Below are 26,377 nucleotides of genomic sequence, written 5' to 3' on the forward strand. Positions count from 1 at the left end.
ATCTGATCTCCCGATAACATTCCTATGCTAGCATGATGTGAAATAAGGGAATTGAAGGTAAATAGTAAAAGGGGCTGATGAGGTTGAGAGTTGCCTTATTTACAGATACATTCCTGCCAGATGTAAATGGAGTTGCCAAGACACTTGGCAGATGGACGCGGTTTTTGGAATCCAAAGATGTGGCCTGCAAAGTGTTTGCTCCTACTAGTATGACAGAAGGTGACAACGATCCGTTCCGTGTAGAACGTTTTTACAGTATTCCCTTTTTATTGTACCCCGAATGTCGCTTAGCTATCCCAAATCCTCTCAATGTTCGCAAATCCCTCCATGCCTTTCAGCCTACAATCATTCATTGTGCAACCCCTTTCAATTTGGGACTTTTTGGCTTGCACCATGCTCGCAAACACAAAACGCCATTAGTTGCGTCCTACCATACTCACTTCGACCAATACTTGAGTCATTATAAAATACCTTGGGTGGAGCCTACGCTATGGAAATACATGCAATGGTTTCATCAAAGCTGTCAGAAGGTGTATGTGCCTTCGAAGTCTACTTTGCAGCATCTACAAGCCAAAGGCTTAAGTCATTTAGAGATTTGGAGCCGCGGTGTCGACGCGGAACGTTTCCAGCCAATTGTGGACCGAAAGTCAGTACTCGGGACATATGGCGTAGATCCTGCAAAGTTCGTTATGCTTTATGTCGGACGTTTAGCCCCTGAGAAGAGTGTAGAGGTCGCACTAGATAGTTTTACTGCACTGCCAGCTGCGATCAGAGATGATTGCCATCTAATTATTGCTGGTGACGGACCGTCTGCCGGAGTGCTGCGCGAATGTTATGGAGGGGCTTCCGGAGTTACTTTTACCGGATTCGTTCAGGGGACACAGCTAGCTGAGCTCTATGCGGCTGCAGATGTGTTTCTTTTTCCTTCGGCGACAGAGACTTTCGGCAATGTTGTTCTAGAGTCAATGGCTTCTGGGACAACGGTGATTGGAGCTGCAGCTGGCGGGGTACAAGATACTATTGAGCATGGAGTGACGGGATTACTCTGTCCGTCTGGCGAGGTTGCTGCTTTCACTCAAGCCATCGTAAGATTGTATGAATCACAGGAGACTCGTCACAGACTTGCCATTGCAGGCAGGGAGTTTGCCCTGCGTCAATCTTGGGATCACATATTTAATCAATTGTTGGCCAGCTATGAAGAAGTGGCCTATAGGACATCTGCAAATCAGTCCCACATGCATGCAAACCGTATGATCCGTTAACAGGTGCAGCCACGCAAAAGTTGTCAGGAACAGCTCAGGTGAATTATAATAAACCCCGTATCACATGGGGGCGGCTTGATCGTGTTCGTCTAAATGGTGAACTTTTGGTACACAATAAAATGAAAAACGTTGAAAACAGGACATTAACGATCTGATTTCAAGCACATGCTGCATAGTCTGTGCGCGTTCCGCCCAAATCTCAGAGAATTGGCTTATTTTCGTCATTGTAGACTTTGACAAATGGATGGAAAGAGAGGAAAATCAAGAACGATTAATTCACCTGTACATAAAACTGCGCATACGCGTATAAAAAGATAGCTTGTGTGCATAACAAAAAAAGGGGGACTTTGCTTCATGCTTGACAATATTATGCTTACCTTTCAAATTGGCTTGGCTTTGGTCGGTGCATATCAGTTGTTTTTAACTTTTTTCGGATGGTACCGTCCTAAAAACAAACAGAAATTCGCTCCACAGAAATCGTTTGCGGTATTAGTCGCGGCTCATAATGAAGAGCAGGTCGTTGGCGCATTGATCGAGAATCTGAAGGCTTTGGATTACCCCAAAGAGCTTTATGACATCTTCGTAATTTGTGATAACTGTACAGACAATACAGCGGATATTGCACGCAGTCATGGTGTTCATGCCATGGAGCGCCATAACCCGAACCTGAGAGGGAAAGGTTACGCGATCGAATGGATGCTGAAGGTGCTTTGGAAGCGGGAGCGTCAGTATGACGCTATTGTCATGTTTGATGCAGACAATCTTTCAAGCCCTGATTACTTGATCCATATGAACAATGATCTTTGCTCCGGTTCCAGAGTTATTCAAGCTTACCTAGACAGTAAGAACCCTACCGATTCCTGGGTTACTGGTTCCTACGCAATCTCGTACTACTTTGCAAACCGTTTCTGGCAAATGCCCCGCACAAACTTAGGGCTTGCTAACTACTTGGGCGGCACAGGAATGTGCTTTGAGTCCAAGCTGCTTAAACAGATTGGATGGGGTGCAACCAGCCTTGTTGAGGATCTAGAGTTCTCAATGCGTTGCATTAAGCTCGGTATCAGGCCGACTTACAACTACGAGGCGATTGTTTACGATGAGAAGCCACTCACGTTTAAGGTATCAGCCAAACAGCGTCTACGCTGGATGCAAGGACACTTTGATGTGGCCAAGCGATATTTCTTCCCTCTGTTGTGGCAAGGTATCAAAGAAGGCAGCTGGACGAAGATCGACGCGGCTATCTACTCTGCTAACGTATATAACTTCTTTTTCGGTGCGATTATCTCCGTACTGCTTTGGATTAAATCCGTGACTCCGGGTTGGTCAGATACACCTATGCTTGCCGATATCAATCCTGTTTTCTTTAACTCCGTCAGCATAGCGATTTATGTGCTGCTGCCTATATCCATGTTAGTAGAGAAGGCCCCAGGCAAGGTTTATAAATATTTAATTCTTTATCCAGTGTTTATGCTTTCATGGTGGCCAATTACGTTCTATGCGTTCTTCACGCAAAACAACAAACAATGGAGCCATACGGAGCATACACGTGTGATTCGTCTAGACGAAATGAAAAGTAAACAAGTGAGTTGACTTTCTCTGAATGAGATGATATTATATTTCAAGTAAAAGCAGAAGCGCCCGCTTCTCACCTGACCGACACCTGTTGGCTGGTTTGAATGAATCGTCATGAATGTACAATAGGTTTGCATGAACCTGTTATTGATGAAGATGTGGGCCACTGCGCCCGCATCTTTTTTATATTGTTAGAGAGAGCGTTACATACTTTTTGGAGGTGGAATACTATTAGCAAAGACCATATGATTAATGACGAGATTCGTGTGAAGGAAGTACGCCTGATTGGGGCGGACGGAGAACAACTCGGCATCACGCCGATTCGCGAAGCTCTTCAAATCGCACTTGACGCGAATTTGGATTTGGTAAATGTGGCACCGACGGCTAAGCCGCCAGTATGCCGCATTATGGATTACGGTAAATTCCGTTATGAAACACAGAAGAAAGAAAAAGAAGCTCGCAAGAACCAGAAAATCGTGGATATCAAAGAAATTCGCTTAAGCGCGACAATCGATGAGCACGACTTCCAAACAAAGCTTCGCAATGCCGTTAAGTTTCTTGGCGAAGGCGATAAAGTGAAAGCCAGCGTCAGGTTCCGTGGTCGTGAAATAGCGCACTCGGAGATTGGCCGTAGAGTGCTTGAACGTTTAGCTACTGAAACAGCTGACATTTCCTCACAGGAGCGTGCTCCTAAGCTTGAGGGAAGAAGCATGATCATGATCTTAACGCCGAAAGTCACTACCTAGGCGTTATACTAAATTAGGAGGAACAAAACACCATGCCGAAAATGAAAACACACAGCAGCTTGAAAGGCCGTTTCAAAATTACTGGCACAGGCAAAGTGATGAGATACAAACAAGGTAAAAATCACTTGCTTTCCGGTAAATCATCACGTACTAAACGTGTTCTTGGAACAAACCCAGTTATGGCTCCAGGCGATGTACGTCGTCTGAAACAACAACTTTCTAACATTAAAGGTTAATATTCGAACATTATTTATACATCCCAGGAGGTAGTTAACAATGGCAAGAGTCAAGGGCGGATTTATTCGCGCTCACCGTCGTAAGAAAATTTTGAAACTAGCAAAAGGTTATTTCGGTTCCAAGCATCGCTTATTTAAAACAGCTAAAGAACAAGTAATGAAATCTTTAGTGTATGCTTACCGTGACCGTCGTCAAACGAAACGTAACTTCCGCAGACTGTGGATTACACGTATCAATGCAGGCGCTCGTCAAAACGGCTTGAGCTACAGCAAATTGATGCACGGCCTGAAATTGGCTGGTATCGACATCAACCGCAAAATCTTAGCTGATCTAGCTGTGAATGATTCCAAAGCGTTCAACGATTTGGCAACAGCTGCAAAAGCAAAAGTAAACGCGTAATTGCGTTCTTAGAAGCCTGTTCCCTTTAGGGAGCAGGCTTCTTTTTGCATAAAATGGACGAGGTTTTTAAACGTTGGATGGTGTTTCTGATCGACGATGTTTACGAAACAGTACAACGAAGAACATCAACAGCGGGATCACGACTTGAAAAACAGGGAAAAACTTTACACTAACATTCAAGCCAAGCCACACGTGATAGGTATAGTTCGGTTCTATAAAAGATGTGATAAAAATAATAAAACCCACATAGAAAATCCACAGGCGTCTACTTGTTGAGCGCGATAATCGGGTACATGCATAGACGGCGCCCCAGTAGAAAGCGGTCATTTTCACAAATAAACCAAGAAATAAGAGCAAGGTGACCATAACGTCAAGTCGCTCTAAAATATCACCAACCTGTATTAACTGAACGGCCTGTAAAAAAGGCAAGGTACTATTTGCAACAAGGGTTGTCCCAAGCGCCATCAGGTTTAAAATATTCATCAAAATTAAAAAAGCGGCAACACTGAGATAAGAGATTATACTAATTCGCTTAATCTTTTGCTTCTCAGACAACAAGTGCCATATCATAAAAAACAGCACCATTTGTCCAAATGGAAACGATAAAATGTCAGGGAATGCGGCTTTGATAACCGGACCAAGTCCATTATCGAGAATAGGTAACAGGTTGTCTCTGTGGAGGATTCCAGAAATCAAAATCAATAATATCAATGCTCCGTAGCTTACGAAAATAAGCGGTAACAGGGCCTCATTCACTCTGGAGAATGTTTCGATACCCATGGCAACCGCGTAAGTAGCAAGTAATACAATAATAAGCATAGTCACATATTGGGGTGTCGAGCTTAGCAGTGTTAAATTCGTTATCTCTCCAAAATCTCGAAGGTTTCTCATGGATTCATAGGCAAAATAAAGGGCAAAGAGGATCCCAATCCCTGTTCCTATTTTGGTCCCGAAACACAGTTTTAAGAGCCCGATCAGACACTCTTCTGGGGCTGTTCGTTGTATATACAAAAACATGAATAATAAAAGCAAACCCGTTGCAGCGGCGAACAGCATGGCAAGCCAAGAATCCTGCTTAGCGCCGCTGCCTAAGGCAAATAAGGGTGTACTTCCTATTTCGAAAAGCATGATAGTGACGGCTAGTTGGTAATTGCTGATGCGCTCCATAGCAAGCCTCCTTCCATAACTTACTATTCGTGGTCATGCAGTAGTTGCTTAAAAGGCTTATTACTCATTCCAATTCGGTCAATTTTAATATGAACACTGGGCTCTAATTGGAGGGTAGGAAATTGTTCTTCCCAGTCGTTCTTTATTTTCTTCCATACCTTAGGATATTTTCTGTGAATCACATCTGCAAAACCAAATACATCCGTATTTTTCTCGATAGCAGATTGAAAGGCTTTGATCATTAAGTTTTTAACTTCCTCATTCGCAATGTCTTCCGTGGCTTTAATACCCTTTATCTTTGAGAGGTCGTCATTGCAGCCATTCTCAATAAGAACACCAGCAGCATGTACTTCCACTTTCATTATCCATTGCCCGTCATTTGCAAGGATCGGCTTCAATTTGCTTGTCGCTTTGGTGATTCGAATCGCCGATTTATGATCTTTGCTGTCTTTGGAACAGCCGAAATGCAAAACGGTCTTTTTAATTGTGTCCCGGATCCAATTAATTCCGTATCCTTCATCGGATGTAAACCAGCCAACGAGCTTATCCTGTTTGAAAATACCAAGTCTGCCCAATTTTAATTTGTTTGCAGATGTTGTTTTCTTTAATTCAGCAATAGAAGAGTTAGGGCCAACGCCAGTGCCAGAAATGATCACTTCAGGAATCAATGTATAGGAAGAGTCACTCGTCATTCCCATCATGACATTTTGAATCATCATATGATTAAAATTAGAGCCGTTTTTTTCCTCATTGCGAATCATATTGCGAACGGCAGCTCCAGGCAGCTTCTCAATGGACGCAACTTGCTCCAGGATTCTTCTTCCTTCCCCATTCGTTACTAATACGCTGACAGTCTCTCGAGCATCCGAATTACGCAAATAGATGTCCATGAGCTGAGAAATGCCGTGCTTTGCCGCCTGTTCACCAATGACAACAATTCGATTATGGGCAAAAAACATAGCACGGGGCATTTCCAAACTTGATTTTTGTACCGCACCTCGAAGGGTACCGCCGCTCGTAGAGAATACGCTGACAGGTGCTTGCTGGCCGGCATTTCCACCCATGCTTTGACTCGAAATCGATTGTGGAATGACGATCTGATAAGAAACAGTCCAGTCTTTCCCGTTCCAATCAATGGCTGTTGCTGCTGTAATTCCGAGTTGATTTAACTCGATCCGATCCCAGCATCCGGATAGCAGGAGGCATAAGAAGATGCTTGTTAGTAAGCGAAGCCAACCGTGAAGGAAGTTTTTTCCCATTCACATAGCACCTCCTTAATGGCATATCAGGGATTATCCCTCTTTGGTGGAGACTTTTTCATGTTCGGTGCTTGTCTGGTGTAGTTTTTGCTTAAGGGGCGACCAGCCATTTTCGCCCATGGAACTCGGATGAGAATATCTCTAAACTTGGGTAAAGCTAGAGGAGCAATAGGCGTTAGATAAGGGACTCCGAAAGAAAGGAGAGAGGCTAAATGAATCAAGATGGCCATGCATCCTGCCATGATCCCGAACAAGCCAAATGTACCAGCTAGCAGCATAAGGATGAATCGGATTAATCGGGCAGCTATCCCCATGTTTAACGCTGGTGTAACGAAATTGGAGATGGCCGTGAAGGAAACGACAATGACCATAGCTGCCGAAACAAGACCAGCTTGCACAGCAGCTTGCCCCAATACGAGTGCACCAACGATGGATATGGCTGAACCGATGACACGGGGCATTCGTATACCAGCCTCCCGAAGAACCTCGAACGTAATTTCCATCAAGAGAGCTTCCACAATAGCGGGGAAAGGGACGCCTTCCCGCTGTGCGGCCAGGCTGATCAGCAAGGTTGTCGGCAGCATTTCTTGATGAAAGGTTGTGACGGCGATATAGCAGGATGGGAGCAGCATGGAAACAAAGAAAGAGATATAGCGAATACAGCGGACGAAAGTAGCAATATCAAAACGTTGATAGTAATCTTCACTCGATTGTAGAAATCTGAAAAAGGTTACTGGAGCAAGCAGAACGAAAGGAGTTCCATCGACGATAATGGCAACTTGTCCTTCCAGAAGACCAGCTGCTACGGCATCTGGCCTCTCTGAGTTCATAATGGTAGGGAATGGGGTGTAGGTTCTATCTTCGATGAATCCTTCAATGTACCCGCTCTCAAGGATGCTGTCGACGTCTATCCTGTCTAGGCGATCCTTGACTTCTTGAACGACTTTATCTTCAGCAATTCCGTCCAAATAGGTGATGACAACTTCAGTTTGCGTATATCGACCTAATCGCAGGCTAATAAACCGAAGATCGGGGGATTTAATTTTCCTCCGCAGCAAGGAGGTATTCGTTCGCAAGTCTTCTGTAAAGCTTTCTTTCGGGCCTCTTACGACGGTTTGTGTTTGAGGCTCCTCTATGGCACGCTTATCCCACCCTGTTGTACCGGCAATTATTGCTTCATTGTAGCCGTCAGCCATAATGGCGGTGTTACCGTCCAAGAGAGCTGCCAAGAGGTCTACGCCCTCAATTGTGGCGGTCAAATTACTAATGGTTAAAGCTTGTCTCAATAAATCATGAAAACAAATTTCTTGGTTCCAGTAAAACTCGGTTTCTTGAGAAGTTAGAAGGGGCTTGATAATATGATCATTGACCGCTTCCGATTTAACGAGACCCTCTATGTACACAAGAGCAATCGCATTGGTATCGGGAAAGATGCCGATATCCATACGGCGAATGATGACATCCGAACTTGTCCCAAGCTTTTTCAGGAGCAGTTCAATATTCACTTGCAGGTCTGATGAAAGCGGGAAAGGGATTGGCAGGGACGATTTCATCAGTAGCCCCCTAATTTTCCTAGATTGGTATTATCTTCTCTCACCTGATTTTGTTTTATTCAGTTTGACTATTGACTATTCTTCAGGGGATGCATATAATAATCTTTAATCATATTCTATATGGTGATCTACACTAACGAATCGGCTATGAAGAGGAAGAAGTAATAAGGGCACTTATGCGCAGAGAGCGTTGGACTTGCTGAAACCATCGCCTTAATCCCTTACGTACGAAGTCACCTCGGAGCTGTTTTCCTGAAACATGCGGCACAGCCGCAAGCAATAGGGGAAATCGGAAGAGCACACGTTATCGTGCTGAGGGTATTGTTCTTCATGAACATACCTGCTAAGGCTATGTGCTGTGAGGCGCGTAGCAAATTTGGGTGGTACCACGGAAGCTTGAACCCCTTTCGTCCCGTTTACACGTTACGTGCGTGTATGGGATGAATAGGGGTTTTTCTTATTGTCTAAGAAAGCTCGATGATTCACATGAACTTACTTTTTGAGAGGAGGATCACAATGAATGTTCAAACTGAACCAAAGAGGTCAAAAGAAGAATTGATTGAGAAGCTTATGAAGCCGGACCTGATTACAGGCTCCGAAATTCTGCTAAGAAGCTTATTGCTGGAGGGTGTGGACTGCGTCTTTGGATATCCGGGCGGCGCTGTTTTGTACATCTACGATGCTATGCATGGTTTTGATGATTTTAACCACTTATTGACTAGACATGAGCAAGGCGCCATTCACGCAGCTGATGGATATGCACGTTCCACTGGTAAAGTTGGTGTATGTATCGCAACTTCCGGACCGGGGGCAACGAACCTCGTCACAGGAATTGCTACAGCATATATGGATTCCGTTCCGTTAGTCGTCATTACAGGTAACGTTGCTACAAACTTCATTGGTACGGATGCTTTCCAAGAGGCTGATATTACCGGTATTACAATGCCGATTACGAAGCACAGCTACTTGGTTAGAGACGTAAACGATCTACCGCGCATCATTCATGAAGCGTTCCATATTGCGAACTCAGGTCGTAAAGGTCCGGTTCTCATTGACATTCCTAAGGATGTCTCCGCTCATAAAACGATATTTAAACCCGCAAAGGATGTAAGCATCCGCGGTTATAACCCAACGGTGCAACCGAATAAACTGCAAGTGGATAAGCTGATCAAAGCTATCGAAGAAGCAGAACGTCCGGTCATTATTGCAGGCGGCGGTGTTGTATACGCAGACGCATCCAAAGAATTAATCGAGTTTGTTAATAAAACACAGATTCCGGTTGCAACAACCTTGCTCGGATTAAGCGGCTTCCCAAGCGCACATGAGCTATGGCTCGGAATGCCAGGGATGCACGGGACATTTACAGCGAACACAGCCATTCAGAATGCGGATCTCTTGATTTCTATCGGCTCCCGATTCGATGACCGCGTGACGATGAATTTGAACGGTTTTGCTCCTAAAGTGAAGAAAATCGCTCATATTGACGTTGATCCTGCGGAAATTGGCAAGAACGTGAAGACTGATATCCCATGCGTTGGCGACGTGAAAGCTGTTCTAGAATATGCGAATACCAAAGCAAAGCCTGCCAAGAGCGGAGCTTGGATTGCTGAGCTTCAGGAAAGCAAAGAGAAGTTCCCTCTGAAATATGGCAATACCGAGACGGAACTGAAGCCACAATTCGTTATCGAAATGATTAGTGAAACGACGAAAGGCGAAGCGATTATTACAACAGACGTTGGACAGCATCAGATGTGGGCTGCTCAATTCTATCGCTTCAAAAACCCGCGTTCCTTGGTTACATCCGGTGGTCTTGGCACGATGGGCTTCGGATTCCCATCAGCGATTGGTGCTCAAATGGGTAACCCGGATAAACTCGTTGTATCCATTAATGGCGACGGCGGCGTTCAAATGTGTGCGCAAGAGCTTGCGATCTGTGCGATTAACAACATTCCGGTGAAGGTTGTTATTATTAACAACCAAGTGCTGGGCATGGTTCGTCAATGGCAGGAAATCATTTATGATAACCGCTATAGCCACATTGATTTGGCTGGCAGCCCTGATTTCGTGAAACTGGCAGAAGCTTACGGCGTAAAAGGCTTGCGTGCTACGACGAAGGAAGAAGCAAGAAGAGCATGGCAGGAAGCACTCGATACACCGGGTCCTGTCGTTATTGATTTCGTCGTGCCAAAAGGAGAGAATGTGTTCCCAATGGTTAAAGCAGGCGATACAATTAGTGACATGTTAATGGGGGATTCGGAATAATGACAACTAAACATACAGTTTCCGTACTCGTAAACAATCAGCCTGGTGTCCTGCAGCGTGTATCCGGTTTGTTCGGACGCAGAGGCTTCAATATTGAAAGCATCACCGTAGGGGAGTCCGAAGAACTCGGACTTTCCCGAATGGTTATCGTCACCACAGGGGACGACAACACGCTTGAGCAAATTTCCAAGCAATTGTACAAGCTGATTGATGTCATTAAAGTCATCGACCTAAGCTCGAACCCAATGGTTGCCAGAGAACTTGCACTCATTAAAGTAAATGCAGAACCGATCATGCGTCCGGAAATACTTGGTATTGTAGAGACATTCCGCGCAGCGGTTGTAGATATTGGGCCCGCCTCAATTATCGTGCAAGTTGTAGGAGATTCAGATAAAATAGATGCTATGGTCGAATTACTTCGTCCTTATGGCATCCGTGAGCTTTCCCGCACGGGAGTCACAGCGATGATTCGCGGTTCAGTTAAATAAGTCATAAAGCAGTTTGGGTAAAGAGGTTAGCCTCCTTGAGTGGGGCTTTCAGCGGTGTACTCTTTAGCGCTTTAAAAGGATGATCGTTGATGATGTCAGCGCTCGCTTATGCTTCAGAGGGTAAATCGTTGAAACACCCACTCAAGGGGTAGACAATTACGGATTCATCATATCAAAGGAGGATTTATTCGAATGGCAGTTACTACTTATTATGAAAAAGATGCAGACTTAGCGGTACTTAAAGGTAAAACGATTGCAGTAGTTGGTTATGGTTCCCAAGGGCACGCACAAGCACAAAACTTGCGTGACAGCGGATTGAACGTTATTATCGGACTTCGTGAAGGCCGTTCTTGGAACGCTGCGAAAAATGATGGTTTCGAAGTTGTATCCGTTGAAGAAGCGGCACGCCGCGCTGACGTGATCCAAATCTTGATGCCGGATGAAACACAAGCTCGCGTATACCGTGAGTCCATTCAACCGAACATGAAAAAAGGCGCAGCAATCATGTTCTCCCATGGTTTCAACATCCATTTCGGACAAATCGTAGCTCCTGAAGGTACAGATGTATTCTTAGTAGCTCCTAAATCCCCAGGTCACATGGTACGTCGTACTTATGTTGAAGGCTTTGGCGTTCCTGGCTTGATCGCAATCGAGAAAGACGCTACTGGCAACGCAAAAGCAATCGGTCTTGCTTATGCAAAAGGTATCGGCTGTACACGTGCAGGCGTTATCGAAACTTCTTTCCGTGAAGAAACAGAAACTGATTTGTTCGGTGAGCAAGCTGTTCTTTGTGGCGGTGCTTCTGAACTGGTTAAAGCAGGTTTCGAAACATTGGTTGAAGCTGGTTATGCACCTGAAATGGCTTACTTCGAGTGTCTACACGAGCTGAAATTGATCGTTGATATGATGTATGAAGGCGGACTTGCTTCCATGCGCAGCTCCATCTCCAACACAGCTGAATACGGTGACTATGTAACTGGACCTCGTATTATCACAGCTGAAACGAAAAAAGCAATGAAAGCTGTTCTTACTGATATTCAACAAGGTAAATTCGCTCGCGACTTCATCTTGGAAAACCAATCCAACTTTGCTTTCATGAACGCAACTCGCCGCAATGAAGCAGAGCACCCAATCGAAGTGGTTGGTAAAGAACTGCGTGAAATGATGCACTGGATCAAAAAGTAATCATAAGTACTAAATTTATAGCTATACCTTCCACAGGGAGTGATTGAGGAGAATTTCCCAATCACTCCCTGTGAATACTATAAAGACGAGTAAAGATTTATTTCTAAATCTTTAAAACCTTCTTCGAAATGCCCAGTGGAGGGCTCAGTGTTTGTCGGAGAAGCGAAGCGTTCGTATTTGAAAACGTGTCCCTACCTTTTGTTTATTCAGATGAGGGGACACGTTTTCAAGAAACGATCGGAGACAAATGCTGAAGAACGGAACGGTCAGCAGTTAGAATTAGGTTTTAATCAATTTAATAGAAATCTCTTAGGAGGTGACATGGTGCGCAAAATCTACATCTTTGATACAACGCTTAGAGACGGAGAGCAATCGCCAGGTGTGAACCTGAACACGCAGGAGAAAGTCGAGATCGCGCTGCAGCTAGAGAAGCTTGGCGTTGATCGTATGGAGGCTGGTTTCCCAGCCGCATCGCCAGGTGATTTGGCTGGTGTGAATGCCGTTGCGAGAGCCGTCAGGAATGCCTCTGTTATCGGTTTGTCCCGCTCGAAGGAGAGTGACATCGAGGCCGTCCGTGAAGCGCTCCAGGGCGCTCAGGATCCGTGTATTCATCTATTCCTAGCAACGTCCCCCATTCATCGCCAGCATAAGCTGAAGATGGAGAAACACCAAGTGCTGGAAACAGCCGAAGCAGCGATTAAATATGCGAAGAAGTATTTCAGCAAAATCGAGTTTTCACTCGAAGATGCAGGGCGCACTGAGCTGGATTTCATCGCAGAAGTAACAGCAATGGCTATTCGTGCTGGCGCTTCCGTCGTGAATATTCCGGATACAGTCGGATTTATGACACCGTACGACTACGGCAATATTTTCAAAATGCTGAAGGACACTGTGCCAGGCATTGAGAAGATTCAGCTGAGCGCGCACTGCCATGACGACCTCGGAATGGCTACGGCTAACGCGCTAGCGGCGGTGTTGAACGGTGCCGATCAAATCGAAGGCACCATCAACGGCATCGGCGAGCGAGCGGGCAACACCTCGATCGAGGAAGTTGTGATGGCGCTCGAGACGCGCCAGGATTTCTACCAAGCGAAAACTTCGCTTGTGCTGAAAGAGATCTATCGCACCAGCCGTTTGGTCAGCAAGCTGACCGGCATGGTGGTGCCAGGCAATAAGGCGATCGTCGGCGCTAACGCGTTCGCCCATGAGTCCGGCATCCATCAGGATGGGATGCTCAAAGAGAAAACGACTTACGAGATTATTTCCCCTGAGACCATCGGGGTCAAGGAAAGTAAGCTCGTGATGGGTAAACACTCCGGACGCCATGCGTTCCGTGAGAAGTTAATTGATCTCGGCTACGACCTCGGAGACGAGCAAGTGAACGCGGCTTTTGCCAAGTTCAAAGACTTGGCAGATCGTAAGAAGCAAGTTGAGGACGAAGATATTCGCGCATTGATCGAAGAGAAACTGATCGAGACGCCGGAAATTTTTGCGCTAGGCACGCTTCAGGTTGCCTATGGTAACCAGATGACGCCAACGGCAACGGTTCACGTTCGCTTTCAGGACGGCACCGAAGTGGCAGAAAGTGCGGTCGGTAACGGCTCGGTTGATGCGATTTATAATGCGATTGATAAAGCAACGAAGGAAGACGTCGAACTTGACGACTACTCCATCAAATCCGTATCCCACGGGAAAGATGCATTAGGCGAAGTTCATGTTGTTCTTAAGCAAAACGATGTATCCGTTCAAGGTCGCGGTATTTCAACGGATATTCTGGAAGCAAGCGCCAAAGCGTACTTGGACGCTGTGAATAGGCTCATTGAAAAACGCAAAACCCCAACAAGCAACAGAAGCAACGTCACGTTGATTTAATAACCTTGAGTCCACGGCACCACCCAGATAAGCACCTCACCTCCAAGCATAGCGAGGAGGGGTGCTTTCTACAAATGCGAAAGGATGCGTCCATTTATGAAATATCGATTTTCTAAGTCGCTGGAAGGTTTCTCATCCTCGGCGGTAAGAGAAATTCTCAAGCTGACACAAGGCAGTTCGATTATTTCTTTTGCCGGCGGATTGCCTGCTGAAGAGTTTTTTCCTTTGGACGCGGTTGCTGATGCGTTTCAAAGAGTGATTGGCGGCGGGAAGTCAGCGCTGCAATATGGTTTGACTGAGGGCTACAAGCCACTTCGTGAATCCTTATGCAAGCGGATGGCTGCTAAGAATATGCAAGTAACACCTGACGAGATGCTGCTGACGACGGGTTCTCAGCAAGCGATTGATCTTATGACGCGTGTTTACATTGATGAAGGCGATGTCATTCTTGTTGAAAGCCCAACGTATTTGGCGGCGATTCAAGTGTTTCAAGCCAAAGGCGCTAAGATTTATTCGGTTGATAGCGATAAAGACGGTATGATTCTTGAAGATCTGTCGGCCAAAATTGCGAAGCACAATCCGAAGATGGTTTATGTCATTCCGACCTTCTCCAACCCGGCAGGCCGTGCATGGAGCTTGGAACGCCGTCAAGGCTTATTGGATATTTGCCGCGGCGCGGAAGTGCTTATTCTGGAAGATGATCCGTATGGGGAAATTCAGTTTGACGAAAGCGAAACCTATCCAACGATCTTCTCACTGGGTGGCAAAGCTGAAGGAGGGAATGTTGTTTACACCAGCACATTCTCCAAAACCGTCGCTCCTGCCTTCCGAACAGGATGGGTAATGGGCGACGAAACCATTATTCGCCAAATTGCTCGTTTTAAGCAATCTGCGGATCTGCACTCCAGCACGATTGATCAGCAAACGCTGTATCATTTGCTTGAGCACTTTGATCTCGACGCACATATCTCCTTGATTCGTGAGCAATATCTGGATCGGATGAAATTCATGTCAGGCCTATTGAAAGATTTAAACTGGCCTGGACTGAAGTGGGAAGAACCGAAGGGCGGCATGTTCATCTGGGTGGAGCTTCCAGCGCATATTCGTGCAGAAGATCTGCTGAAAATCGCGGTAAAAGAAGGCGTAGCGTTTGTTCCAGGATCCACATTTTACGCCGAAAATCCACAATACAACACGATGCGCCTGAATTACACGCATACGGATCGTGCGAACACGATACTCGGTATGCAGAAATTATCTAAGGCTATGGAATCATATCTACAAAATGCATAGAAGATAGCGCACCCTCATGCCAATTGGTCGTCAAAGACCATCAGCATGAGGGTGCTTTTTTTGTGATCCATATTCGAAATGCAGAATCAAAAGAGCTGCCTAACCCCAGGCATCTTAACTGGGATTGGCGGATCATTGACATGGGATATATTTCAAATTATGATAAAAGGAGGACAATGGAAAGGATTGGTGACTTCATGTTGATACAGATTTCCAATTATTTGTTCATGGGTTCTTTATTATTATTGATCATTACTTTTATTGCAAAAGGTGCATTGAGCCAGGGATTTACTAGTGTAACTGGTTTGGGCGGCAATAGTGGATCAGTCACTGATTTGAATATGGAACACAATCAAAAGAAACAATTCCAATTTCAAGATTCATTGGTTGGTAGGATCGTAAAGTCTTATTTCTTTTGGATTTCAGTTTCTGGTATTATCATTTCCATAGTTATCTCAAAGCTCTAAGAGTATAAAAAAAGCCGCCAAGTCAGTGAATTACTGGCAATGGCGGCTTTTTGCTCAAAATGATCGATAAAATTGTCTTTTGCTGAAGGAGGCTTTTCTTTGCTTAAACCAATCAACCGAAGCCGAGCAAGAATATTCCTTGGTAAAAAAGTGTATCGACTTAAAAGATATCTTCAGTGGTATTTGGATGGTAAGACCTATGCCAAAGTGAAGCAAGCGGAGCCTCTCCCTTATCTCCTATTTTCACATAAAACGCCACTCCTTAGACAGCTAAAGGACGTAGATATGTGGCTTCAACATAATAAAGTGATTAATCTAAGGATTGCAGCCAAGCAGCTAAACGGTGTCATTGTGAAGCCAGGAGAAACATTCTCCTATTGGCGGTTAATTGGCAGCACGACACGGCGTAAAGGTTATCAGGACGGCATGGTGCTTTTTCATGGGCAGGTGCAGGCAGGGGTTGGAGGTGGGTTATGCCAGCTATCGAATTTAATCTACTGGATGACACTGCATACGCCGCTTACCGTAACGGAAAGGTATCGCCATAGCTATGACGTATTTCCGGATGCGGGAAGGAGTCAGCCTTTTGGAAGCGGAGCAACTTGTTTCTATAATTATTTAGACTTGCAAATTCTAAATGAGAAGACGGAGGAGTTTCAACTCGTTATCCGGGTGACTGATACTCATTTGGTTGGGGAGTGGCGTGCTGTTAGGCCAGCAATGCATACCTATGAAATTTATGAGAACAAGCATTGGATTACGCGCGAATACTGGGGCGGCTATGTTCGCCATAATGAGATACATCGCAGAGTGCTGAACTTGGAAAGTGAAATCGTAGGTGATGAATGGGTGACTGAGAATCATGCCATAATGATGTATGAACCCCTATTGCCGCAAGGTACGTCATCAACTGAAAATCCAGAAAATTTCGTTGATAAATTAGGATAGTGCAACTTGTATTAATTTGCTATTTGAAGCTGTTTGGATGATACATCCAGATGGCTTCTTTACTTTTGTTTATATGACGTTGGTTTCCGAATAATTCTGCCTATATATGGGAAACTATTGGGTACATGATATCAGAATGGTGGTGCAGGGATGGGGACGATCCGTAGATGGTTAAATGGCAAAAAATCAGCTCCAATCAAGAAATCATCCGATCATTTTAATCTACCGATCTCAGGGACCCTTGAAAATAATCTAATTATCCTACAAACCTTATTTAGTCATGCCCCGGATCTTGTTACTCGTCAGTTTCAATTAAGAACAGGGGAAAATGCCGTACTTGTTTATTTGGAAGGGCTCATTGATAAATCAGCGATTAATAATAACATCTTAAAGCCGCTCATGTATGAAATCAATTCGGTTAACGATGTTTGGAACTCTTCCACTACGATTGCAAAAACAGAAATTGTGAATTTATGGTCCCACATTGAACAAGCGATTTTCCAAGGCCAAAGCATCCTATTTATTGAAGGGCAAGAGCGTTCGCTTGTTTTATGTACGCAAGGCTGGCCTCAGAGAGCGATTAAAGAGCCGCAAATCGAATCGACGCTAAAGGGATCACACCAAGGATTTGTCGAGACATCGGGGCAGAATATTGCCTTGATCAGGCGCTATCTTCCTAATCGCGAATTGAAAATAAAAGAATACAACGTCGGATCTCGTGGAAATACGAGAGTCTCTATTATGTATCTCGAAGATGTTGTACAACCTGATTTCGTGAAAGAGATGGAGGACCGTCTACTTCAAATTAATGTGGATGCCATTCTAAATACGGGAGAATTAGCTGAATATATAGAAGATCATCCAATCAGTATATTTCCACAGTTAATCATGACGGAACGTCCAGATTCTGCTGCGGCTCATATTTTGCAAGGAAGAATAGTCGTCGTTGTCGACCATTCCCCCAGTGTAATCGTTGCTCCTGTAACCTTTTCGGCGTTCTTTCAAAGTGTCGATGATTACAGCAATCGCTGGATCATAGCCACTTTTCTACGTATTTTACGTTATCTAGCCTTAGTTACGACGATCTCATTATCTTCTGTATATATAGCCATTGTTTCGTTTCATTATGAAGTACTTCCTTTGGATTTGTTGATATCGATCGGGGAATCCAGAGCAAGGGTACCTTTTCCTCCGATTGTAGAGGCATTTCTAATGGAGATAGCCCTAGAGATGTTAAGGGAAGCAGGTTTACGTCTTCCAGGCCCTATTGGACAAACAATTGGAGTCGTAGGGGGTATTGTTATCGGTCAGGCGGCGGTTCAAGCGGGAATTGTAAGTAATATTATGGTGATTATCGTTGCTATCACAGCTATTTCCTCTTTTATTATCCCTGATTACGACATGTCATCTTCACTGCGATTGCTCCGTTTTCCCATGATGATTATGGCCTCTTTGTTCGGTATGGTAGGCATTGTGATAGGACTGATGATTATTGGGGCCCACCTTATTTCAATGGAATCTTTTGGGATTTCCTATGGAAGTCCAGTTGCTCCAATCCGACTGTCTGATTGGAAAGACGTATGGATTCGGGTCCCTATGTGGAAAATGAAAAAACGCCCGGTCTCGGCCGATCCAACTCAACTACAAAGACAGGGAGCAAACAGAGAAGGTGAAGATCAACCATGAATAAATATTCGTTTAATCAAATTTCTTTGAAACAATACATCTTTATCATATTTGAAACGCAAGTCGGGATCGGTGTCTTATCTCTTCCCCGCGATTTAGCTAAAACGGCCGGTAAGGATGGGTGGATATCCATTTTATTGGGCTGGATATTGTCTATGCTGTTAAGCTTAATCATCATTCGAATTATGGAGAAAAACCCCGAATATACGTTAATCGAACTTTTATCTAAATACTTTGGCAAGTGGGTGGGTAAAAGTTTATCTGTTCTTTGGATACTGTATACGGCATTTGCAGCATGCGTGGTCATGTTTTCAACGATCCATATCATAAAGGTATGGATCATACTGGATATTCGTGACTTTATCTTGATGATCCTGTTTGTCATTCCCATCTATATGATTACGAAGCATGGAATAAGGGTGATCGGAATCTTTGCTGAGTTAGTTTTTCTAGTCTCTTTGTGGATGCCTTTCTTGTTGTTTTATACATTCAAAGATACCCATTGGCTTTTCCTTCTTCCAATCGGTAAAGAAGGATTGCTTCCCATTCTGTCTACCGTAAAATCAACGATCCTTTCTTTCCTTGGATTTGAACTGGCTTTCATTCTATACCCGTTTCTAAAGGACAAAAAATCCGCGACCAAGGGAATTGTAATTGCAAACTCTTTATCCATGTTTGTATTTATAATGGTGACAGTTATCAGTTTTGTTAGGTTTTCTCAAGATCAAATTAAAGACTACGCTTATCCCACGCTCAATTTATTGAAGCTCATCCGATTGCCGTTTTTAGAACGGTTGGAGATCACTTTTCTTTCCTTTTATTTGTTTCTGCTATTTATGACGATCATTCCCTATCTCTATACAGCTGTGCTGGGAGCAAGTCAATTATGCGGCAAGCAGGATCATCGAAATGTTTTACGAATACTCCTGTGCCTTTGGATCTTATTGTCTTTCTTTTTCCTCCCTTCTTCTTCCCAAATCATTCAAATGGGCAAATCGTGGGGGATAGCAGGTACCTATTTCGCTTTTGTGTTTCCCATTTTCCTCTGGATCTACGGATGGCTGTTTCATCTCGCTAGAAAGGAACAGAAACAATGAAGAAATGGCAGGGCATTTTCTTAACAGGGGCAGCTTTATTATGGTTAACCGGGTGCGGTAAGGCGGTTTATATAGAGAATCAACGGTTTCTTCTTACTCAGGGAATGGATTTTGATGAAGAAAAGAAGGTGGTCATCTACACTTCAAGTCCCGTTTTCAGTAACGTAGCTAAGGATAGATATAAAATTACAAGCACAACTGCGGATACGATGCGTGAATCGAAGAAAAAACTCGAGTCGAAAATAAACGGTAATATTGCACCTGGAAAATTGCAAAGTATTCTTATAGGAAAAAAAATGCTGCAGCAAACAAATGTATTACCCTACTTGGATGTCTTCTACCGCGATCCCAAAAATGAAATTAATGCAAATGTGATTGTGCTTGATGGGTCTGTGGAAGAGGTCATGCATACGAAGATGAGTGATAAAGGCCGAATAGGTGCTGTGATCAAACAATTAATAGAAAGCACATACAAAAGCAGAATTTCAGTGCTAACTACACTGCTGAAATTCCATCAACAAATGACGGATAATGCAATGACGCCATGTCTAACTGAAATGAGAGTAGAGAAAAATGAACTCGTTATTTCAGGGACCACTCTTTTACATAAAGATGGTACCTATGCTACTTCTTTCAATAAACAAGAAAGTTCTCTACTGATATTTTTGCAGCGCAATACGAAGAATCCCATACCATTAACGTTTCACCTTTCTCCTGAGATGTTTCATACGGATGAAGAAATGTCTTATGTGAGTTTCATTATGAAAAAGGTAAAGGTTAATTTCAAGACAAAGTTCGAAGGAAACCATCTTACCATCGATATCCAGATGAAGGTTCCGATCGATTTAACGGAACGTATGTTTACCTTAGACATGGAGAAACAGAGCAAACTGTTGGAACAAGCGATTGAACAAGAACTTGAAAAAGAATGCCAGGATTTAATTAAGAAAGCTCAAAAGAATCAAGTAGACCCTTTTGGTTTTGGGATTTATGTGCGGGCACACGATTATAAAAATTGGAAGAAGGTAGAGGATAACTGGGGAAAAGCTCTATCTGAAGCAACAGTAAATGTTTCACCTAAAGTTGCCATCAAAAGTATCGGAGTTTCCGAATGAACAAATATTCGATGAATCAAATCTCCTTGAAACAATACATCTTTATTATATGTGAAACCCAAGTTGGGATCGGTGTCCTAGCCCTGCCCCGCGATTTGGCTAAAAATGCGGGTACCGACGGATGGATATCCATTGTACTGGGTTGGATTATGTCTATACTGGTAAGTTTGGTCATCATAAGAGTTATGGAGAGAAATCCCGAGTATACGTTATTCGAACTGTTATCTAAATACTTTGGTAAATGGGTGGGTAAAGGTTTAGCGGTAGCATGGATACTATTTGCGGCATATTCAGCAATTACACTCATGCTTGCAACGATTCACATCATAAAGATATGGATCGTTCCGGATATACGGAACTTCATCTTAATGATCCTGTTTATCGTTCCCATCTATATGATTACCAAACAGGGAATAAGGGTGATCGGACACTTTGCTGAGTTTGTTTTTATGATTACTTTGTGGATGCCTTTCTTGTTGTTATTAGCACTAAAGGATGTAGAGTGGATGTACCTTCTTCCGATTGGAAAAGGAGATCTGTTTCCCATTCTTTCTACCGTAAAATCAACCGTATATTCTTTCCTAGGATTTGAACTGGCTTTCATCCTTTATCCTTTTCTAAAGGATAAGAAATCAGCATCCAAGGGAATTGTTATTGCAAATTCCTTATCGATGATTATCTATTTAACGACTACAATCGTCTGTTTTGTTAAATTCTCTCCAGTTGAGGTGACAGAGTACGTTTATCCTGTGCTCAACTTATTGAAGGTTATCCAATTGCCTTTTTTGGAACGGCTGGAGATTATCTGCCTGTCCTTTTATTTGTTTATCTTATTTATGACGATTATTCCTTACACCTACATGGCTGCGCTAGGAATAAGTCATTTATTTGGCAAACAGGATCATCGAAATTCAATACGAATAAATATGATCCTATGGATCGTAATGTCATTCTTTTTTATCCCAACTTCTTCTCAAATAACTAAAATGGGCGAATCACAGGGGACTATAGGTTTATGCTTCGCTTTTATGTTCCCCATTTTCCTTTGGATTTACGGATGGCTTTTTCATCGCAGAAGAAAGGAACATCGACAATGAAGAAATTCAATTACATTTTTTTAACATTGGCAATTTTATTGTTTGTAACTGGGTGCGGTAAAGCCATTTATTTAGAGAATCAACAGTTTGTTCTTACAGAGGCTATAGATTTTGATGAGAATAATAAGCTAATCGTATTCACGACAACTCCTGTCTTCAACAAAGAAGCCACAGATAGATATAAAATCACATCAACAACTGCTAAAACGATGCGTAAATCAAAAGGGGAAATTGATAGTAAGACGAGCGGCACCCTAGCTTACGGAAAATCGCAAAATGTTCTTATAGGAAAAAAACTGCTGCAGGACAGAAACGCATTTCCCTATTTGGATGTTCTCTTCCGCGATTCCCGAAATGAGATTAATGCGAATGTGATTGTGGTTGATGGGACCATTAAAGAATTGATGTATACGAACATGAGTGATAAAGGCATAATCTCCAATGTGATTAAACAACTGCTAGAAAGCACATATAAGAGCAGGATTACCGTGCAAACTTCACTACAGCAATTTCATCAACAAATGAAGGATAAAGGAATGACGCCTACTTTAACTGAAATGAAAGTAGAGAAAAATGACCTCGTTATTTCAGGTACTGTTCTTTTACATAAAGACGGCACCTATGCGACTTCTTTGAATCATCAAGAAAGTTCTCTGCTCCTATTATTACAGCGCAATGTGAGTAACCCTTTACCGTTAACGTTTCACTTACCTCCTGAAATGTTCCATACGGATGAAAAGCTGTCCTATGTGAGTTTCAATATAAAAAAGGCAAATCCAAAGATTAAAGCGAATTTCGAAGGTGGCGAGCTTACAATCGATATTAAGATGAAGGTTCAGATCGATTTGACGGAGCGCACGTTTGACCTCAACTTAGATGAGAAGAAAAAACAGTTAGAACAAGTCATTGAAAAAGAGTTGAAAAAAGAATGCGAGGCATTAATCAAGAAAGCTCAAAAATATCAAGTAGATCCTTTTCAGTTTGGTGTCCATGTACGTGCATATCAGAATAAAGACTGGAAGAAGGTAGAGGATAACTGGGGAAAAGCGCTATCTGAAGCAACAGTAAATGTTTCACCGAAAGTCATCATTAAAAGTATTGGGGTTTCTGAATAGACGTTGAGAATTGTTGATAGGTGATACCTATAAATGCGATAGCTTTTATATCTAAAGAAGAGGGGCTACTTATGATACAATGTTAGCAGTATATAACGATAGTAAATGCTTTCAATAGCAGGTTTACTAATCTAAGGAGTGAATGGCAGTCATGGCAGATGTGAAGAAAATCGCTGTAATCGCTGGAGACGGAATTGGTCCAGAAGTCGTTGCAGAAGCGGAAAAAGTATTGAAACGTACCGAGGAATTATTCGGTTATCAATTTGAAACAGAGCACGCCTTATTCGGCGGGATTGCGATTGATGAGAAAGGAACGCCACTTCCGGAAGAAACGTTGAAAGTTTGCCAATCGGCAGACGCTGTACTTCTAGGAGCTGTTGGCGGGCCGAAATGGGATAACAACTCCAAAGAGCTTCGTCCTGAAACGGGCCTGCTCGGTATTCGTAAAGCGCTTGGATTGTTCTCGAACATTCGTCCAGCTTTCATCTTTGACTGCTTGAAAGAAGCTTCCACGTTGAAGCCTGAAGTACTGGAAGGAACGGATTTGATCGTTGTTCGTGAATTGACTGGCGGGATCTACTTCGGAGAGAAATTCCGTCGTGAAACAGCAAATGGTCAAGAAGCTGTCGATACTTGTGCTTATAATGTTACTGAAATCGAGCGTATTGCTCGTCAAGCGTTTGAAATCGCACAGACGCGTCGCAAGAAACTTGCTTCTGTAGACAAAGCGAACGTTCTTGAAACTTCCCGTCTATGGCGCGAAACCGTGAACCGCATTGCTGTTGATTATCCTGATGTTGAGCTGGAGCACGTGCTCGTTGATAACTGTGCGATGCAATTGCTGCGCCGCCCATCCAGCTTCGACGTCATCGTGACTGAAAACATGTTCGGCGACATTCTGAGTGATGAAGCAGCCATGCTGACAGGTTCCATCGGTATGTTGGCATCCGCTTCTCTTGGCGAAGGCAGCTTCGGCTTGTACGAGCCGGTACATGGCTCCGCACCTGATATTGCTGGTCAAGGCATCTCCAACCCAATCGCAACCATTCTTTCGGTAGCATTGATGTTCCGTTTGACATTCGGTTACCACGAAGCTGCGGATTCCATCGAACGTGCAGTGAAAGAAGTGCTGGATGCGGGTCACCGCACAGGCGACATCGCGGTTGATAAGAGCACAGCAATCGGTACCCTTGCAATGGGCCAACTGATCGTAGACGCTATGCGTAAATAATAAAAAGCTTGTCCGACGAGGCCGTAGAGGCTTCAGAGGGCGAGCTTTTTTTGCAGCTCGGCCTCTGTACATTGCGAGAGTCTAGTTGGCAGCTTGTTTTCTTGTTAAGCTTGCTTCGAACATATCAATGATGTAGAGGAATCTTTCAGCCTCACGAAACACATGGTCAGCTAGTAAAGGATGAATGATGCTTTTTATACGACAAGCATCGATTAAATCCCTTGCAGTCTTTTTGAAATCTCGCAGAGAAACGACAGAAACCCTATTCTGATCAAGGAATTGGTCAAGAAGGGGCTCCGTTTGGGATTGAGGGCGCATTCCACTTAAATCAACAGCTTGAAAGAGCAGTTGGTCGAAATCTTGACTAAAGTTTCGAGCTTGCTCAACTAGTTGTCGTTCGGACGGATCAAGGAGATGTCCGATGAACTTCGCATGGTCAGCCATTATTCTCAAAAAGAAAACATTTTCATCAATGATTGCATCGGGCAGCGGTTCTAATCGACCAGCATTCAATTCCTCTAAGCGATTTCTAAAATAATTAGCCTCTCTACTGGTATGATCAACTAATAAAGGGAAATTGTTACCGCCTGGAAGTTTACATTGGATGATGAGACCTAAAACCCTTCTTTTAAAAGCCCAAATGTGGGTTGCGGCTAAGTGAGCTTCCATGTTAAAGCGTATGATTTGCTCAGGATCAGTTAACTCTGTGAATGCATGGGATTTGCCTTCTATTTGTTCAAAAGTATGATAAAAATGATCTGCTTCTTGAATTAATTGCGTATCCTCACACCGAAATCCCAGCTTTAGAAATAAGGAATGCTCTTTCATAATACGTGACCAAAATCGTATCTCATCCAATGAACGGCTAACGAACTCATTTGACAATTCCGACACTCTCCTCAAGAAATAGTCTGATACTCTATGTATAATCTTCGTGGGAGGAGCTTATGCAGATGTCGTGAAAATAGGACAACGAGTGACTGCGATTGATTGAATAGTAAAAAAAGAACAATGAGCAGTTCACCGTAGCAAACTACTCATTGTTCTTGTCGGGTTATTCCCATTACCTAAACTCAGGCGGGGTTCTCCGAGCAACATTCGTTAAAATGGCCGCTTCAATCACAGCTTTGCGTACTTGTATCACGACTTGCTCATTGAAAATACTAGGGATAATGTAATGTTCGTTGAGCTCTGCCGCTGAAACGACGGAAGCAATTGCTCTCGCCGCGGCAAGCTTCATCGGCTCATTAATTCGTCGTGCTCGGCAGTCGAGTGCCCCTCTGAATAATCCAGGGAATACAAGCACGTTATTAATTTGATTCGGATAATCGCTTCGTCCCGTAGCAAATACAGCAACATGCGGAAGCGCCTCCTCCGGCGTAATTTCAGGATCGGGATTAGCCATTGCGAACACGATGCTTTGAGGAGCCATCTTCTTCACGTCTTCTGCTTTCAAAAGGCGACCTCTTGATACCCCGATAAATACGTCTGCACCTTGAATCACTTCTTGCAGAGTTCCTTCAGTCGATTCCACTTGAGGCTGTTCGGCAAGCCACTGCCACATGGGGTGGGCGTAAGTCCCGCCGCGCACGATAGCGCCTTCCCGATCTACAGGAACGAGGCGCGTAACGCCTGCCTGGAGCAGCATTTTGCAAATGGATACGCCTGCAGCACCTATCCCATTAACGACAATGCGGATATTTTCAATCCGCTTGCCAACGACTTTGAGCGCATTGAGCAGTCCCGCGATCACAACGACAGCTGTTCCATGCTGATCATCATGAAAGACAGGAATCTCCAGCTCTTCAGCGAGCCTATTCTCAATTTCAAAGCAGCGCGGAGAGCTAATGTCCTCCAAGTTAATACCGCCGAAAATCGGACTAATCGCTTTGATCGTGCGAATGATTTCTTCGGTATCCTGGGTATCCAAACAGATCGGAAACGCGTCAACGCCAGCGAGCTGCTTGAAGAGCATAGCTTTACCTTCCATAACCGGAGCTGCCGCATGCGGGCCAATGTCGCCTAAGCCTAGAACAGCAGTACCATCAGTAACAACTGCCACCGTATTTCGCTTAATGGTAAGTGAATATGCTTTCTTCGGATTTTCAGCTATCGCCGTACAGACTCGAGCAACACCTGGGGTATATACCTTGGATAAATCATCGCGATTCTTGATCGGAAGTGTCGGCTGAATCGTAATTTTGCCACCTAGATGCACGAGAAAGGTGCGATCAGAGACGTTGATGACTTTAATGCCCTCGAGTTGTTTCAGAGCCTCTGCGATTAACGCTTCATCCTTATCCGAAAGATCGACAGTAATATCCCG

General features: G+C 43.8%; 23 protein-coding genes. 18 read left to right on the top strand and 5 right to left on the bottom strand.

Annotated elements, in window-relative coordinates:
• Positions 1-77 precede the first annotated feature (77 nt).
• From GC102_RS28870 to rplT, 5 genes are all read left to right on the top strand, one after another.
• Positions 78-1,262: a glycosyltransferase family 4 protein gene (locus GC102_RS28870; protein WP_171692576.1), complete on the top strand. Its 1,185-nt coding sequence runs from the start codon at positions 78-80 to the stop codon at positions 1,260-1,262.
• A gap of 354 nt (positions 1,263-1,616) precedes the next feature.
• The gene (locus GC102_RS28875) at positions 1,617-2,852 is read left to right on the top strand and encodes a glycosyltransferase family 2 protein (RefSeq protein ID WP_171692577.1); all 1,236 of its coding nucleotides are present in this window, start codon (positions 1,617-1,619) and stop codon (positions 2,850-2,852) included.
• Between the two features lie 227 nt (positions 2,853-3,079).
• Positions 3,080-3,580 (top strand): translation initiation factor IF-3, encoded by a 501-nt coding sequence (gene infC / locus GC102_RS28880; RefSeq protein ID WP_047681158.1) that lies wholly within the window; start codon positions 3,080-3,082, stop codon positions 3,578-3,580.
• Positions 3,581-3,612: 32 nt separating this feature from the next.
• Entirely contained in the window at positions 3,613-3,816 is a 204-nt protein-coding gene (gene rpmI, locus GC102_RS28885) for a 50S ribosomal protein L35 (RefSeq protein ID WP_171692578.1), read from the top strand.
• 40 nt (positions 3,817-3,856) lie between these two features.
• Positions 3,857-4,216, top strand: a complete 360-nt coding sequence (gene rplT / locus GC102_RS28890; RefSeq protein ID WP_029199204.1) for a 50S ribosomal protein L20 — start codon at positions 3,857-3,859, stop codon at positions 4,214-4,216.
• A 66-nt stretch (positions 4,217-4,282) separates the two neighbouring features.
• Here rplT and GC102_RS28895 read toward each other — a convergent pair whose 3' ends face one another.
• The 3 genes from GC102_RS28895 to GC102_RS28905 are packed head-to-tail and all read right to left on the bottom strand — an operon-like array spanning position 4,283 to position 8,195.
• Positions 4,283-5,383 (bottom strand): GerAB/ArcD/ProY family transporter, encoded by a 1,101-nt coding sequence (locus tag GC102_RS28895; RefSeq protein ID WP_171692579.1) that lies wholly within the window; start codon positions 5,381-5,383, stop codon positions 4,283-4,285.
• Positions 5,384-5,406: 23 nt separating this feature from the next.
• The gene (locus GC102_RS28900) at positions 5,407-6,642 is read right to left on the bottom strand and encodes a Ger(x)C family spore germination protein (protein WP_171692580.1); all 1,236 of its coding nucleotides are present in this window, start codon (positions 6,640-6,642) and stop codon (positions 5,407-5,409) included.
• 26 nt (positions 6,643-6,668) lie between these two features.
• Positions 6,669-8,195: a spore germination protein gene (locus GC102_RS28905; RefSeq protein WP_171692581.1), complete on the bottom strand. Its 1,527-nt coding sequence runs from the start codon at positions 8,193-8,195 to the stop codon at positions 6,669-6,671.
• A gap of 516 nt (positions 8,196-8,711) precedes the next feature.
• Here GC102_RS28905 and ilvB point away from each other — a divergent pair.
• The 13 genes from ilvB (at position 8,712) to leuB (ending at position 24,051) form a co-directional block, all read left to right on the top strand.
• Positions 8,712-10,457, top strand: coding sequence for a biosynthetic-type acetolactate synthase large subunit (gene ilvB, locus GC102_RS28910; protein ID WP_171692582.1), 1,746 nt, complete (start codon positions 8,712-8,714; stop codon positions 10,455-10,457).
• Complete coding sequence (gene ilvN, locus GC102_RS28915) at positions 10,457-10,945, top strand: acetolactate synthase small subunit (RefSeq protein ID WP_057305082.1); 489 nt, start codon at positions 10,457-10,459, stop codon at positions 10,943-10,945. Before ilvB ends, ilvN begins: the two co-directional genes overlap by 1 nt.
• Positions 10,946-11,137: 192 nt before the next feature.
• Positions 11,138-12,130: a ketol-acid reductoisomerase gene (gene ilvC / locus GC102_RS28920; RefSeq protein WP_171692583.1), complete on the top strand. Its 993-nt coding sequence runs from the start codon at positions 11,138-11,140 to the stop codon at positions 12,128-12,130.
• Positions 12,131-12,454: 324 nt separating this feature from the next.
• Positions 12,455-14,002 (top strand): 2-isopropylmalate synthase, encoded by a 1,548-nt coding sequence (locus tag GC102_RS28925; protein WP_171692595.1) that lies wholly within the window; start codon positions 12,455-12,457, stop codon positions 14,000-14,002.
• A 96-nt stretch (positions 14,003-14,098) separates the two neighbouring features.
• Positions 14,099-15,295 carry an aminotransferase-like domain-containing protein gene (locus GC102_RS28930; RefSeq protein ID WP_171692584.1) on the top strand — a complete coding sequence of 399 codons (1,197 nt, stop codon included), beginning with the start codon at positions 14,099-14,101 and terminating at the stop codon, positions 15,293-15,295.
• 62 nt (positions 15,296-15,357) lie between these two features.
• Positions 15,358-15,762 carry a hypothetical protein gene (locus GC102_RS28935; RefSeq protein ID WP_171692585.1) on the top strand — a complete coding sequence of 135 codons (405 nt, stop codon included), beginning with the start codon at positions 15,358-15,360 and terminating at the stop codon, positions 15,760-15,762.
• 99 nt (positions 15,763-15,861) lie between these two features.
• On the top strand, positions 15,862-16,710 hold the full coding sequence (locus GC102_RS28940) for a VanW family protein (RefSeq protein ID WP_246321173.1): 849 nt from the start codon (positions 15,862-15,864) through the stop codon (positions 16,708-16,710).
• A 150-nt stretch (positions 16,711-16,860) separates the two neighbouring features.
• Positions 16,861-18,396 (top strand): spore germination protein, encoded by a 1,536-nt coding sequence (locus GC102_RS28945; protein ID WP_171692587.1) that lies wholly within the window; start codon positions 16,861-16,863, stop codon positions 18,394-18,396.
• Positions 18,393-19,493, top strand: a complete 1,101-nt coding sequence (locus GC102_RS28950; RefSeq protein WP_171692588.1) for a GerAB/ArcD/ProY family transporter — start codon at positions 18,393-18,395, stop codon at positions 19,491-19,493. The genes GC102_RS28945 and GC102_RS28950 overlap by 4 nt, the downstream gene beginning before the upstream one ends.
• On the top strand, positions 19,490-20,608 hold the full coding sequence (locus tag GC102_RS28955) for a Ger(x)C family spore germination protein (RefSeq protein ID WP_171692589.1): 1,119 nt from the start codon (positions 19,490-19,492) through the stop codon (positions 20,606-20,608). Before GC102_RS28950 ends, GC102_RS28955 begins: the two co-directional genes overlap by 4 nt.
• Positions 20,605-21,705 carry a GerAB/ArcD/ProY family transporter gene (locus tag GC102_RS28960; protein ID WP_171692590.1) on the top strand — a complete coding sequence of 367 codons (1,101 nt, stop codon included), beginning with the start codon at positions 20,605-20,607 and terminating at the stop codon, positions 21,703-21,705. Before GC102_RS28955 ends, GC102_RS28960 begins: the two co-directional genes overlap by 4 nt.
• Entirely contained in the window at positions 21,702-22,820 is a 1,119-nt protein-coding gene (locus tag GC102_RS28965; protein ID WP_171692591.1) for a Ger(x)C family spore germination protein, read from the top strand. Before GC102_RS28960 ends, GC102_RS28965 begins: the two co-directional genes overlap by 4 nt.
• A 151-nt stretch (positions 22,821-22,971) precedes the next feature.
• Positions 22,972-24,051 (top strand): 3-isopropylmalate dehydrogenase, encoded by a 1,080-nt coding sequence (leuB, locus tag GC102_RS28970; protein ID WP_056835930.1) that lies wholly within the window; start codon positions 22,972-22,974, stop codon positions 24,049-24,051.
• Positions 24,052-24,132: 81 nt separating this feature from the next.
• Here leuB and GC102_RS28975 read toward each other — a convergent pair whose 3' ends face one another.
• Positions 24,133-24,936: a DUF2935 domain-containing protein gene (locus GC102_RS28975; protein WP_171692592.1), complete on the bottom strand. Its 804-nt coding sequence runs from the start codon at positions 24,934-24,936 to the stop codon at positions 24,133-24,135.
• Positions 24,937-25,114: 178 nt separating this feature from the next.
• Positions 25,115-26,377 (bottom strand): NAD-dependent malic enzyme (locus GC102_RS28980; RefSeq protein WP_281367722.1); only part of this gene is annotated, 1,263 nt, incomplete at its 5' end.

The organism is Paenibacillus germinis (assembly GCF_013141785.1).
Classification (GTDB): domain Bacteria; phylum Bacillota; class Bacilli; order Paenibacillales; family NBRC-103111; genus Paenibacillus_E; species Paenibacillus_E phytorum.

Coding starts and splice junctions, on each gene's coding strand:
- GC102_RS28870 (WP_171692576.1), top strand. CDS start 78: ATGAGGTTGAGAGTTGCCTTATTTACAGATACATTCCTGCCAGATGTA.
- GC102_RS28875 (WP_171692577.1), top strand. CDS start 1,617: ATGCTTGACAATATTATGCTTACCTTTCAAATTGGCTTGGCTTTGGTC.
- infC (WP_047681158.1), top strand. CDS start 3,080: ATGATTAATGACGAGATTCGTGTGAAGGAAGTACGCCTGATTGGGGCG.
- rpmI (WP_171692578.1), top strand. CDS start 3,613: ATGCCGAAAATGAAAACACACAGCAGCTTGAAAGGCCGTTTCAAAATT.
- rplT (WP_029199204.1), top strand. CDS start 3,857: ATGGCAAGAGTCAAGGGCGGATTTATTCGCGCTCACCGTCGTAAGAAA.
- GC102_RS28895 (WP_171692579.1), bottom strand. CDS start 5,383: ATGGAGCGCATCAGCAATTACCAACTAGCCGTCACTATCATGCTTTTC.
- GC102_RS28900 (WP_171692580.1), bottom strand. CDS start 6,642: ATGGGAAAAAACTTCCTTCACGGTTGGCTTCGCTTACTAACAAGCATC.
- GC102_RS28905 (WP_171692581.1), bottom strand. CDS start 8,195: ATGAAATCGTCCCTGCCAATCCCTTTCCCGCTTTCATCAGACCTGCAA.
- ilvB (WP_171692582.1), top strand. CDS start 8,712: ATGAATGTTCAAACTGAACCAAAGAGGTCAAAAGAAGAATTGATTGAG.
- ilvN (WP_057305082.1), top strand. CDS start 10,457: ATGACAACTAAACATACAGTTTCCGTACTCGTAAACAATCAGCCTGGT.
- ilvC (WP_171692583.1), top strand. CDS start 11,138: ATGGCAGTTACTACTTATTATGAAAAAGATGCAGACTTAGCGGTACTT.
- GC102_RS28930 (WP_171692584.1), top strand. CDS start 14,099: ATGAAATATCGATTTTCTAAGTCGCTGGAAGGTTTCTCATCCTCGGCG.
- GC102_RS28945 (WP_171692587.1), top strand. CDS start 16,861: ATGGGGACGATCCGTAGATGGTTAAATGGCAAAAAATCAGCTCCAATC.
- GC102_RS28950 (WP_171692588.1), top strand. CDS start 18,393: ATGAATAAATATTCGTTTAATCAAATTTCTTTGAAACAATACATCTTT.
- GC102_RS28955 (WP_171692589.1), top strand. CDS start 19,490: ATGAAGAAATGGCAGGGCATTTTCTTAACAGGGGCAGCTTTATTATGG.
- GC102_RS28960 (WP_171692590.1), top strand. CDS start 20,605: ATGAACAAATATTCGATGAATCAAATCTCCTTGAAACAATACATCTTT.
- GC102_RS28965 (WP_171692591.1), top strand. CDS start 21,702: ATGAAGAAATTCAATTACATTTTTTTAACATTGGCAATTTTATTGTTT.
- leuB (WP_056835930.1), top strand. CDS start 22,972: ATGGCAGATGTGAAGAAAATCGCTGTAATCGCTGGAGACGGAATTGGT.